We start from the raw sequence: 12,226 nt of genomic DNA, 5'->3' as shown, positions 1-12,226 counted from the left end.
GTCAGTCGGCGAGTTCGGCCATGTCGAGGGCGTCGAGACGCTCGGGGGTGGGGACGCCGTCGTCGTCCCAGCCGCGGAACTCGTAGTACTCGTCGAGCATCGCGTCGAGTTCCTCGGGCGGGCAGTACATCCCCTCCGCCGGGCCGTCGGGGATGGGTTCGTGCATGACCCGATGAGAGAGGGTGTCCGTCTCGCGGCGGGCGACGCCGCGCTCGACGTTGATGAGGCGTTCGAGGTTGTAGATGCGCTCGCCGATGCGCTCGACGGCGGCCGTCGAGAGGTCCCACCCCGTCGCGGCGTTGATGGCGTCGCGATAGCGGTCGGTGACGCGTTTCCCCCACCCGGCCTCGCTCACGAACCGACACTGGGTGAGGGAGTCGCCGAGTGCCGTGAAGTGTTGAGTTCGGGCGGCGAACTCGGGCGTGCCGTCGGTCGTCTCGGAGTGCTCGCCCTCGTACTGGAGCGTGGGCCGGGTGTCGTGGTGTGAGCCGCCGCGGGTGGCGGTGGCGTAGCCGATGCTCATACCCTTCAGGCCACGTGGGGAGTGGGCGGCGAACTCCAAGCCTTTGACGCCGTGGAGGTATCGCTCGGCCTCGTCTGCGAGGTCGGTAGCGAGCCGGAACGAACCCTCGGCGAGTCGGTCGCCGAAGTCCTCGCGGTGGGCGGTCTGTCGGGCGAGTTCGACCAGACCCTCTGCGTCGCCGAAGTCGAGATGCGGAATGTCGTCGGGGAGCAGGCCCTTCTCGGCGCACTCGCGGGCGAAGGCGACGGAGACGCCGAAGGAGATGGTGTCCATCCCCAGTCGGTCACAGAGGTCGTTGACTTTCACCACGCGGTCGAGGTCGAACACCTCCGTCATCGTCGCCGTGCCGAAGAGGCTCTCGAACTCGGGAATCTTCGCGTCGGTGACGCCCTCGTTCTCGACGGTGACGTGTTTCCCGCAGGCGACGGCGCAGTTCGCACACGTCGTGTCCTCGGTGACGTACTCCTCGCGCAGGCGCTCGCCGCTGATGGCCTCGGCCTCCTCGTCGGCCGACTGCTCTCGCTGGTTGTTTCGGCGGCCGAGTTTCCCCATCTCGTTGATGGGGTTGACGAGGCCGCTCGTGCCGTACTCTTGGAGCATCTCCGTCTCCTCCATCAGCGGCCCCATTCGCTCGCCGACGAGACTTCGCAGGTCGCCGTCGGCGGCGACGTCTGGCTGGAAGTCGCCCTCCTCGACGACGACGGCCTTGACGTTTTTCGAGCCGAGGACGGCCCCCGCGCCGCCGCGGCCGGCCACCCCCTCGCGCATCTCGGAGTCGTGCAGGAGACAGGCGAATCGGACGAGGTTCTCGCCGGCCGGTCCCGTCGCGACGACGTGGACGTCGTCGGCGTCGGCCGCGACGCGGGATTCGACTTCCGCACACGTCTCGTAGGTGTCGAGGCCCGCGAGGTCCGGCGCGGGTTCGACGCGCGCGCCGTCGGCGTCGACGTAGACGTACGAGAGTTCGGGCGCGGCGCCGTGGAGGACGATGCTCTCGAAGCCCGTCGTCTTCTGGGCGCGGGGGAAGGTGCCGCCGAAGGTGCTGTCGAAGAAGCCGTCGGTCTGGGGGCTGACGAAGCCGACGACGCCGCGACTCGTCGACTGAAACGGCGTCCCGTTCATCGGGCCGACGGTGAAGGCAACGACGTTCTCGGGGTCGAACGGGTCGGCCTCGGGCGGCACGTGGTCGTGGACGGCCTTCGCCGCGAAGCCGTTGCCGCCGAGGAAACGCCGCGCGTCGGCGGGCGCGATGTCCTCGACGCTCGCCTCACCCTCGTCGAGGCGGACGTGAAGCGTCTGCCCGCCGTAGACGGATGGCAGGTCGGACACGCTAGGCCTCCCCCGACGGGTCTCGTCGGGTCGCGGTGGTCTGGCGTTGCATACGCGAATCTGAACGCTCCGCGCACAAATCGTTTGTCGGTCGCGGGTGGTTCGGTATAGCGATATGTGATATATGACCGGCTCACGGCAGGCGAAGTTCCTTTGGCACGCGCGCGAAAGGCCGAGGCATGGCCGACGATATCGACGACGTCGACCGGGCGATTCTCCACGCGCTACAGGAGGACGCGCGGAACATGTCCTCGGGCGACATCGCCGAGCGGACCGGCACCTCCGACAGCACGGTCCGCAAGCGCATCCAGCGCCTCGAATCGGAAGACGTCATCAAGGGGTACAGCGCCGCCATCGACTACCAGCAGTCGGGCTACCCGCTCCGGATGCTCCTGTTCTGTACCGCCTCGATACCCGAACGGGGCGACATGATTCCGGACATCCTCGACATCGACGGCGTCGTCTCCGTGCAGGAACTCGTCACGGGCGAGCAGAACCTGCTAGTGACCGCCGTCGGCGAGGAGGACAGCGACATCACCTCCGTCGCGCAAGCGCTTCTCGATATGGGCCTGACCGTCGCCGACGAGGTACTCGTCCGCAGTCACGAAACCACCCCGTTCGGCGACTTCGCTCCAGAATAACTATAACGTTCTATAATACAGATTTCAGGAACAAACTGGTAAAATAGAAGCTCTTAATAACCAGAACGTTCGTTGTATGGGTAGAGACGACGCGCCGGGAGAGTCCCGGCGGGTCGACAACCTGAACGATGACAGAACGGGAACACTCGACGGTGGTCGGACAGTTGCCGAGGACGGACGTGTCGTCGCCGCTCACGCCCGCGATGCTCACACGGCTGGTGTGGGCGCTGTGGATGGCGAGTCTGGGACTGCTCGCCGTCGGCGCCACGTGGACGGGACCGGGCGTCGCCGTCGACGGCCTGACCGTTCTGATGTGGGTCGTGGTGACGTTTTTCAGCGGTATCGTCCACAGCTACTCGCGACGCTACATGGCGGGGAGCGACCACCTCGGCCGCTTCTTCTACCGCCTGTTCGCGTTCACGCTGGTCGTGATGACGCTCGTGGCGGCCGACCACGTCGCGCTCTTTGCGCTGGCGTGGCTCGGCATGGGACTCGTGATGGCCGACCTCATCGGTATCGTCCGTGGCTGGCCGCAAGCGCGTGCCGCCGGAGCGCTCGCCCGCCGTTACTTCGTCGCGAGCGGCGCCCTGTTGGGTGCGGTCCTCGCGCTACTGGCGTGGGCGACGGGCGAGACGACGATTTCCGGTATCGGCGCGCAGGCGGACGCGCTCTCGATACCGGTGTGGGCCGTCGCCGTCGGCGGCCTCATCCTCGTCGCGATGGCCCAGTCCGCACTCCTGCCCTTCCACGCGTGGCTCCTGTCCTCGATGACGGCGCCGACGCCAGCCTCGGCGCTGATGCACGCCGGCTTCGTCAACGCGGGCGGGATTCTCCTGCTTCGCTTCGCCCCGCTGGTGACCCTCGACGCGATGGCCATGCAGATACTCGTCGTCGTCGGTGCAATCAGTGCGCTCGGCGGCAAACTCCTGAAGACGGTCCAGACCGACATCAAGCGCCAACTCGGCTGTTCGACCGTCGGGCAGATGGGATTCATGATTATGCAGGCCGGCCTCGGCTTCTTCGGCGCGGCCATCACCCACCTCATCCTGCACGGCTTCTTCAAGGCCTACCAGTTCCTCTCGGTGGGTGACGAAATCGAGCGCACCCAGCCGACGACCGACCACGAATCGTCCTCGATGGGCGTCGCAGGCGCCGTGACGACCGGTCTGACGGCGCTCGCCGGCGGTGCCGTGTTCGTCGCTCTCACCGACAAGGGCACCCACTTCGGGAGCGGGCTGGTGCTGGTGGCGCTGGTCGTCCTGACGACGCTCCACGCCGTCCGGTCGGTCGTCGGAGCGGCGTCGGTGCCGGCGGCGGTGCGTTTCGTCGCCGTCCCGCTGGTCGCCGTGACGGCGATTGCCGGCTACGGACTGGCGTACCGCGCCGTCGACGTCGCGCTCGCCGACCTGCCCGTCGTGACGGCGCCCGCCGACCTCACCATCGTCCACGGCCTCGTCCTCGCCGCGTTCCTCGCCGCGTATCTCGCCATCGAGCGCGGCGTCTACGAGCGCAGCGAGTGGCTGTACGTGACGCTTTTGAACGCGACCCAACCCGACCCCGAGACGCTGTTGACGAGTCAGGAGGAGTACAATGAGTACTGAACCCGCAATCCGCGAGAGCATCGAGCAGGCTGCATCGACGGTCGGCCGCGTCTGGCCCGTCCACTCCTTCGTGGCGAACAACCCCCTCGCCGACTTGGAGGACCAGCCGTTCCACGAGGCCGTCGCACAGGCCGAGGCCCACCTCGACGCCGACGGCTACCCCGACACCGACGTGTTCCGTCGCGCGTGGAACGAGAATCGAATCGACCCCGACGAACTCGCCGCGGAACTCGCCGAACACGGCTACGACGCGGACCCCGCGGAGTTGCTCGACCGCATGGAGCGCGAGCAGTCGACGACGGCGAGCGACCCGGACCCGGTCGACCGTATCGTCACGAAGTGGCTCGCGGCCTTCCTCGACCAAGGGCACGCGAAGTGGTCGATGCCCAACCGCGAGGACGGGTTCTACGCCGCGTTCCGCAGTCTCGCCCCTCACGACGACGAGATACCCGACGGCGTCGCCGACGTACCGGACGACCCAATCGAGGCCATCCGCCACCACCTCGACGACAGGCCGGTCGGCGAGTGGCACGACGTCTTCGAGGCGCATCTGACCGCCCTCCCCGGCTGGACCGGGTTCATCAAGCGCCGCGCCGACGAGGGCGACGCGTGGCAGTCCGCACACCCGATTACGCTCCCCGGCTATCTGGCCGTCAGGCTGGCGCTTACCGACCTGCTCGACGCCCCGACGCCGGAGCCACCCGAGGAAACCGACGACGGCGTGCCGCTCGCCGAGTGCTGGCTCCGAGCGTGGGAGGCGACGTACCGCGAGACGCTGACCGACGCCGTCGCCGACGCGAGCGAGGCGCGCGACCCGGACGAGGAGCGCCCCGACGCCCAACTCGTCTTCTGTATCGACACGCGCTCGGAGGTCATCCGCCGCCACGTCGAGCGCGCGGGCGCGTACGAGACGTTCGGCTACGCTGGGTCGTTCGGCCTCCCGATACGCTACGAGGGCTACGACGCCGACACCGCAGTCGACGCGTGTCCGCCGGTCGTCGACGCCCAACACCACGTCACCGAGCGCCCGACCGACGAGGAGAAGACGGCGCGTCACGACCGCTGGCAGTCGATACGCGGAGCGGGGGCGGAGATAATCGAATCCCTCGAATCCAACGTCGCGACGGCGTTCAGCTTCGTCGAGAGCGCGGGACTCGGTTACGGGGCGGCGCTCGCGGCGCGGACGCTCGCCCCCGCCCGCGCCGCCGGGTTCGATATCGGCCCTGACCCCCACGAGTTCTGTACGCCCGGGGTGGACCACGACCCTCACGCGGACACGGACCTCCCGTCGGGGCTGACCCGCGAGGAGAAAGTCGAGTACGCCGCGGCGGCCTTCGAGACGATGGGCTGGGAGACGTTCGCCCGCCTCGTCGTGTTCACGGGCCACGCGAGCCAGACGGCGAACAACCCGTTCGAGGCGAGTCTGGACTGTGGCGCCTGCGCCGGCAACCCCGGCGGGCCGAACGCCCGCGCCCTCGCCACCATCTGCAACGAGCCTGCGGTCAAGGCCGAACTCCGTGACCGCGGCATCGAGATTCCGGAGGACACCGTCTTCCTCGCCGCCGAACACGACACCACGACCGACGCGATGACGCTCTACGACGGCGACGTGCCCGAGAGCCACCGCGAGGACGTCGCGGAACTGCGCGCGGCGCTCGACGAGGCACAGGCCGGCGCCGCCGCGGAGCGCGACGGCGACGTGAGCGAGGCAGAGCGTCGCGCCACCGACTGGGCGGAAACCCGCCCCGAGTGGGGGCTGGCCGGCAACGCGGGCTTCGTCGTCGGGCCACGTGACCTCACCGCCGACCTGAATCTCGACGGGCGCTCGTTCCTCCACTCCTACGACTGGGAGACGGACTCGGAGGGCGACGCCCTCGAAGCCGTCATGACCGGGCCGATGGTCGTGACCCAGTGGATAAACCTGCAGTACTACTTCTCGACCGTCGACACCGCCGTCTTCGGGAGCGGGTCGAAGGTCACGCACAACCCCGTCGGCAACCTCGGCGTCTATCAGGGCAACGGCGGCGACCTGATGGCCGGCCTGCCCCAGCAGTCCGTCTTGGCTGGCGACGACGACCCGCACCACCAGCCGCTCCGCCTCTCGACGGTGATTCACGCGCCCGTCGACCGCGTGACCGACATCTTGGCCGCCAACGAGAACCTGACGACGCTGCTCGATAACGGCTGGCTGTCGCTGACCGTCGTCGACCCGACGCGCGACCACCGCGCGTTCCACTACGAGCGCGAACTGGAGTGGGCGGCAGCCGCGACGCCCGAAGCGGCGCCCGTCGCCGACGACTGAATCGCGGCGCCGTCGCTACGGCGGCTGAAAAACGGAAAATTTGGAAGCGAGTTACTTGCCGCGGCGTCGGTCGCCGCCGATGCTGGGTCGGGTGTGTTCCGTACCCTTGCCACGCTTGCGCTGGCCGCGACCCTTCGCGCCGGCGCTGGTCTTGCCGCGGAACGCTCGGCCGCGGTGGGAGTCGTCACAGACCCAGTTCAGGTCGTCGTCGCTCTCGATGGCGGGGTGTTCGGGGTCGACGAGAATCACTTCGTGCCACTTCTGCGACCCGTCTTCACCCACCCAGTAGGAGTTGAGCACGCGAAGGTTGGGGTACTTTCGCGAGGTTCGCTCCTCGGCGATGCGCTGGATGCTCTTGCGGCGACCGATGCGGTTGACACCCTGTCGCTTCGAGCGTCGGCCGGCCTTGAATCGGCGCTTGCGAGCCCCGCCCTTGCGGACCGAGGTTCGCACGACGACGATGCCCTGTTTGGCCTTGTAGCCGAGGTTGCGCGCCTTGTCGAGGCGGGTCGGGCGCTCGATACGCTCGATGGCGCCTTGCTCGCGCCACTCCTGTTTTCGTTGCCACTGCAGTTCGGCGAGTGCCCCGTCGTCGGGGTTCTGCCACGCGTCTCGGATGTGGGAGTAGAAGCTTCGTGCCATAGTTTACCCACGGGCGCTTGCGATTCAACGCCGCCGTCAGGCGGGTCACATATCGTCCCGACGAGTCGGGTGCCCGCTGGGGCCCGTCGACCAGCGAGTTAGCGGACCTACCGCTCGGTTCCGCTTAAGAACTTCGACTCGGCGCGAACGCCCGGACCGTCTCGAAGTCGCCGTCGACGATGGCCGCGGCAATCCGGTCCGTGTCGACGTCGGGGACGAGCGCGGGGTGTTTCCGGCCGAAATAGCCCACGAGGTTCGCCACGTCGCGTTCGAGGAGTTCGTCGGCGTTGGCGTGGTCCGTCGGCACCGACTGCGGCCAGTCGAAGATGGTGATACCCGAGGGCGCGACGGCGACGTTGTGTTCGCTGAGGTCGGCGTGCACCATCCCGGCGTCGTACGCAGTCGCCACCTCGTCGAGAATCAGGTCAAGGATGGCCACCACCTGCTCGTCGTCGAGTTTCGCCCGCGCGAGTTCGACGCCCTCGAACTTCGTCATCAGGATGGCATGGCGGTTGTGGTCGACCGGCCGCGGCACCGCCACGTCGGGATAGAGCGTTTCGAGCGCCTCGTGTTCCCGCTCCGCGGCCTTTCGTGCCGTGTAGAGCCACGAAACGTGGTCGTTGTCGGCGGTGTAGTCTCGCTCCTTGTTCACCTCGCGGAAGTTGGTGTAGCCCTCGCGGTGGAACTTCAGCGCCAGCGGGCGGTAGGATTGGGCCTCGTAGACGTCGCTCTCCTTGCCGACACCGAGTGGGGCGCCGACGCCCTCGATTGATTCGCGCTCCGCGAACGTGTGGAGCGCGAGGGCGTCGTACCCCTCGAAGGTGAGTTGATAGCCCTCGTACTGGATGGTTCGGCGCTCGACCAAATCGCGTTTCATACACCGGTCGAGCCGATACTCGACCTCCTCGGGCGTCAGGCCGGCGTTTTCGGGGAGTTTGCTCCGGTTGACCCACTCGCTGAACCGCATCCCCTGCTCGACGCCCGAGAGCAGATAGAAGTCCTCGGGTTCGAGTTCGGCCATCACGCCGGCGACGTTTTTGACCATACTCGTATACGGCGCGCGAGGGACAAAAGCCCCCCGCGTCGGGGGCGTAAATCGTATGTCGCGATAGGAAATATCTCGACTACTGCGTTCGGAAGCGACTGCAACGTGTGTATCGAGTCGAACTCGCGGCCGTAGCACGTAGCGTGAGTCACGTCCAGAATGGACCGCGTCTGTCGCCGAACAGGGTGGCGGGGGAAAGTTTCTCAGCGCCCGACGCGCCATCGATTAGTACGGGCTGGTTCTCTAAGTGTTCGATAGTCTCGTCGACGGGAGCATCCGAATCGACGAAGATAGCCCGTCCCCCGTCGGTCACACCATCTGGTTTCAGTGCAGGGAGCCGATAGTATGCGTCCGAGGTGGCTACGTAGCCGGTATCGTAGTCAGGGTCGTCGGACCAACAGAGTTCGGCTCGCGTTCCCGGCGCGCGGGCGACCGTGGTCGAGAGCACCACCGCTTCTCGGACCGTCTCGGGAGAGGCAACGTCTTGCGCCGCGAGTGCGGCGTCGAGTGCATCGCGGCCCGCGCTGCTCGTGCCAATGTGAGTCACCCGAACCCCTTTCGTCGGGGTCGGGTCGAGCCGCGACCCGTCGGCAGCGTCGACCAGTGCAGCTCCCCGTTTGGCGGTGTCGCTCCGAATCGTGTCGAAGCCACGAGTCAGCGCATCGTCCGTGACGCCGGCCCGTGAGAGCAGCTCCCGTGCCACACGGCGAGTCTCGCCATCGACATCGAGTGTTACCACGGGAAGCGCATCGATGCGGCGGGGCAGGCTCGACAACCGTTCGACGGTAACCGTCACGTCGTCCGGGTCGCCTCGCGGGTGTTGGAGCGCCCTCTGGACCATCGACTCCGCGGCGGACGCGATTTCCTTCGAGACTGCAGCCGACGGGCTTGGTTCGCCGGCCGTGTCGCGAGCGACAATCGTCTCGGCACCCGAAACGTGGTCGTCCCCGGCACTCGCGCGCATCCGGACGCTGAAGGCGTCTACTGTGTGTCGCGGTGCTGTGTCGGTGACACTATCGTCTTCGCTCATGGGGCCTCCTCGCGAGCGTGCTCGGCTATCGGAAGGACGGCAGTTGAAAGGTGGTCCGGGACTTCTTCGACCGGCGTTGCGGGACTGTCGATATCGAGCGTCGGAAGTGTCTCGACTGGACAGCCAGTCATCTCGGCAATGGTACCGGGATTGGTGCGTTCAGCGAGTGTCTCGCCCGTGTAGTCGTTGAGCACCACGCCAGTTACTTCGATGTCACGCCGGCGGAGCGCCTCGACCGTAAGCGCAGTGTGATTGAGCGTCCCCAAGCCGGGGCGCGCCACTACGACGGCAGAGAGATTCAGGTCGGCCACGAGGTCGATTACCTCGTGACCGTCCGCCAGCGGGACGCACAGCCCACCGATGCCTTCGACGACGCCGACGGTCGCAGCGTGGATGGCCCGTGCACAGTCGTCGCGGATGGCGTCGTAGTCCAGCGTCTCGCCCGCCTGTTCGGCGGCGACAGCGGGCGCTAGCGCAGGTTCGAGCCGTCGCAGACAGGTCGCCGCGGCCTCGCTTCCGCAGGCGTCGGCGACGAATCCTGCGTCGTCGTCGGCTGGGTACCCGGTCTGGGCTGGCTTGACGCCGCAGGCGTCTACAGCCGCCTCGCGTAGCGCACCCACAAGTCCCGCGGTCACGACGGTCTTTCCCACACCGGTACCCGTCCCGACCACCGCGAAATCGTCAATGTCGAATGCATCGGGAGAGCCGACGATGGACGCGAGAGGTGTCCCTGAAGAGTCGGGACCTGACGTCACAGTACGCCGACCTCCGTACCAGCCGCCTCGAACGCGGTCAGACACCGTTCCAAATCGTCGTCGGTATGCGTCGCCATCGGTGCGACCCGGATGCGACTGGTTCCGTCGGGGACAGTCGGCGGGCGGATAGCGGGTGCGACGACGCCTCGCTCCTCGAGTTCGTTCGCCAGCACCACGGCGTCGTCCCGTTCGCCAACCACCACGGGGAGCACCTGCGTCTCACCGAGCACCTCGTAACCCATAGATTCGAGACCGTCGCGAAGCCGTTCGACCGTCGACCAGAGCGCCCGGCGGACCTCGCCCTCGCGAGCGATACGGAGTGCCTCGCGGGCTGCGCCGACGGCTGGCGGCGCCAGTCCCGTGGAGTAGACGAACGAACGCGCCTCGTTGGCGAGGAGTTCCACGAGCGCTTCGTCGCCGGCGACGTACCCGCCTTGGCTACCCAGCGCCTTCGAGAGCGTGCCGAGTTGGACGTCGACGCGCTCCGAGAGACCCTCACGCTGAACCAAGCCACCCCCGTTGCCGTAGAGACCAGTCGCGTGGGCCTCATCGACCATGACCCACGCGCCGTGGCGTTCGGCCGTGTCGCAGATGGCCGCCAACGGGGCGATGTCGCCATCCATGCTGAACACGGAGTCGGTCACGACCAGCCAGCACTCGTCCGCAGCACCGTCTCTCGCGGCCATCGCTCGTGCGAGTGCGTCTGCGTCGGCGTGCTCGTAGACGACCGTCTCGGCATCCGAGAACCGGCAGCCGTCCACGATGCTGGCGTGGTTCAACTCGTCGGAGAAAATCACGTCCGGTGACAGTGCGGAGATAGTCCCGAGGTTCGCGGCGTAGCCCGAGGAGAAGACCAGCGCCCGGTCGGTCCCCTTGGTGCCCGCGAGGTCGCGTTCGAGCGCCCGATGGAGGCCAGTGTCACCGGTCACGAGCCGGCTGGCCCCGGCACCGGTGCCAACCTCTCGCGCGGCCGCCGCGGCCGCGCGCTGAACCCGCTCGTCGGTGGCGAGACCGAGGTAGTTGTTCGCGGCGAACACCAGTTGCCGCTCGCCCTCGAACTGCGGCGGCTCCCCCTTTGGGTCGGCCGCGAACCGCGTCCGGGCACACACGTCTCGGGCGGGCGAGCGGTCGCGACGAAGGCCGCGCGCCTCACGGGCAGCCAACCGGGATTCGAGGCTGAACCCGTGGTCCTCGTTCGGCTCTGCTCGCCGCTCCCGGTCGGGAGAAGTAGCGTCTGACGGCGTCGAATCGGTCATCGCTAGAACCCCGGCAGGAGTTCGGCCGGTCCGAACACGCCGTAGTCGCCGGCGCGGTTACACCGGACGCCGGCTTTCAGATAGCCCAGCGCCGGCCCGTTCACGTTGGCGGCCATGCTGGTGTCGTCGTCGAGTTGGAAGGTGTTGGTCCCGCGCTCACCGTCGAACGTGCGGCCGGTCACGCGCACCGTCGTCGTGGTTGGCTTGTCGTCGTGGCGGACGTCGAGGATACCGCCGACGTGGACGTCTTCGGCGTCGCAGATGCCCGCCCGCTCCAGTAGCACGTCGTCGGCGTGTTCCATGTCGTCGAACTCGAGGACGCCGTCGTGTTCGTCGATGACGTCCTCGATTTCGTCCTCACTCAGACCGCGAGCGGTCTCGATGTCGTAACCGTCGAGATGGGCGATGTCTTCGCGGACGGTGCCTCGGTTGTCATCGTATCCCGACTTGAGGCCAACGCCCCACCAGATTTCGACCTCCTCAACCTCGATGAACGACTGGGCCGCCAGCGCAGCGGCGCCGGTGAGGAAGCCGGGGGTCGCCCCCGCACCGCAGACGAAGGTGATGCCCGACTCGACGAGTGTCTCCTCGCGGTCTTCGAGCATCCCAATCACGCGCGAACGCTTGAGTACGTCGACGAGGACGCCCTCGAAGTCGGCGTCGGCGAAGCGCTCGGCTATTCGCGGAATGAAGTCGTGTTCGAGGTTGGGAAGCGCGATGACGACGGCGTCGACGGATTCACAGAGTGCAATCACGTCGTCGATTGGCGTCTCCGTTCGCTCACCCTGAGCCGAGGCGACCACGCCAGCGTTCGCGCCGCGTTGCTTGACGGCCGCCCCGCCGTCGGGAGCGCCGGCTGCACCCGCGCCACTCGTCTCGCCCTCGTCCGTGTCGCCGGTCCCGTCCCCGGCGATGTTGCCTGCCGTGGCTTCGAGTAGTTCCGTAACGTCAAGCCCGTCGGGGTCGAATGCAACGCCGTGACGGTCGCAGGCGGCGACGGGGACGAGACCGTCCTTGTGCGTGCTGACTTCGAGCGTTCGTCTGCCGATACCACCGGTTCCCAGTACTGCGAAGGTTACGTCATCCATTGGTTTGTCTGTGG

General features: G+C 67.4%; 10 protein-coding genes. 3 read left to right on the top strand and 7 right to left on the bottom strand.

Translation table 11 applies throughout. From position 1 onward, the window contains the following. Position 1: 1 nt before the first annotated feature. On the bottom strand, positions 2-1,852 hold the full coding sequence (locus tag ACQUSQ_RS06235) for an aldehyde ferredoxin oxidoreductase family protein (protein ID WP_435067675.1): 1,851 nt from the start codon (positions 1,850-1,852) through the stop codon (positions 2-4). Between the two features lie 179 nt (positions 1,853-2,031). Here ACQUSQ_RS06235 and ACQUSQ_RS06230 point away from each other — a divergent pair, with 179 nt between their 5' ends. From ACQUSQ_RS06230 to ACQUSQ_RS06220, 3 genes are all read left to right on the top strand, one after another. Continuing rightward, a complete protein-coding gene (locus ACQUSQ_RS06230) occupies positions 2,032-2,493 on the top strand; it encodes an Lrp/AsnC family transcriptional regulator (protein ID WP_435067674.1) in 462 nt (153 codons plus the stop codon). A gap of 128 nt (positions 2,494-2,621) precedes the next feature. Further along, positions 2,622-4,094, top strand: coding sequence for a proton-conducting transporter transmembrane domain-containing protein (locus ACQUSQ_RS06225; RefSeq protein WP_435067673.1), 1,473 nt, complete (start codon positions 2,622-2,624; stop codon positions 4,092-4,094). Next, positions 4,084-6,396, top strand: coding sequence for a DUF2309 domain-containing protein (locus ACQUSQ_RS06220; RefSeq protein ID WP_435067672.1), 2,313 nt, complete (start codon positions 4,084-4,086; stop codon positions 6,394-6,396). The genes ACQUSQ_RS06225 and ACQUSQ_RS06220 overlap by 11 nt, the downstream gene beginning before the upstream one ends. Positions 6,397-6,447: 51 nt before the next feature. On the opposite strand, the gene ACQUSQ_RS06215 is transcribed toward ACQUSQ_RS06220, so the two are convergent. The 6 genes from ACQUSQ_RS06215 to ACQUSQ_RS06190 form a co-directional block, all read right to left on the bottom strand. Beyond that, positions 6,448-7,038, bottom strand: a complete 591-nt coding sequence (locus ACQUSQ_RS06215) for a 50S ribosomal protein L15e (RefSeq protein ID WP_435067671.1) — start codon at positions 7,036-7,038, stop codon at positions 6,448-6,450. Between the two features lie 124 nt (positions 7,039-7,162). Then, positions 7,163-8,083 (bottom strand): serine/threonine-protein kinase RIO2, encoded by a 921-nt coding sequence (locus tag ACQUSQ_RS06210; RefSeq protein WP_435067670.1) that lies wholly within the window; start codon positions 8,081-8,083, stop codon positions 7,163-7,165. Between the two features lie 148 nt (positions 8,084-8,231). After that, the gene (locus ACQUSQ_RS06205) at positions 8,232-9,113 is read right to left on the bottom strand and encodes a 6-carboxyhexanoate--CoA ligase (protein WP_435067669.1); all 882 of its coding nucleotides are present in this window, start codon (positions 9,111-9,113) and stop codon (positions 8,232-8,234) included. After that, positions 9,110-9,763 carry a dethiobiotin synthase gene (bioD, locus tag ACQUSQ_RS06200; RefSeq protein WP_435067668.1) on the bottom strand — a complete coding sequence of 218 codons (654 nt, stop codon included), beginning with the start codon at positions 9,761-9,763 and terminating at the stop codon, positions 9,110-9,112. The genes ACQUSQ_RS06205 and bioD overlap by 4 nt, the downstream gene beginning before the upstream one ends. A gap of 101 nt (positions 9,764-9,864) precedes the next feature. Continuing rightward, positions 9,865-11,124 carry an aminotransferase class I/II-fold pyridoxal phosphate-dependent enzyme gene (locus tag ACQUSQ_RS06195; RefSeq protein ID WP_435067667.1) on the bottom strand — a complete coding sequence of 420 codons (1,260 nt, stop codon included), beginning with the start codon at positions 11,122-11,124 and terminating at the stop codon, positions 9,865-9,867. A gap of 2 nt (positions 11,125-11,126) precedes the next feature. Beyond that, complete coding sequence (locus tag ACQUSQ_RS06190; RefSeq protein WP_435067666.1) at positions 11,127-12,212, bottom strand: transcriptional regulator; 1,086 nt, start codon at positions 12,210-12,212, stop codon at positions 11,127-11,129. Positions 12,213-12,226 lie beyond the last annotated feature (14 nt).

Source organism: Haloplanus sp. C73, assembly GCF_051195115.1.
In the GTDB taxonomy this organism is placed as follows: Archaea; Halobacteriota; Halobacteria; order Halobacteriales; family Haloferacaceae; genus Haloplanus.
This window is presented reverse-complemented; position numbering and strand designations above follow the sequence as displayed.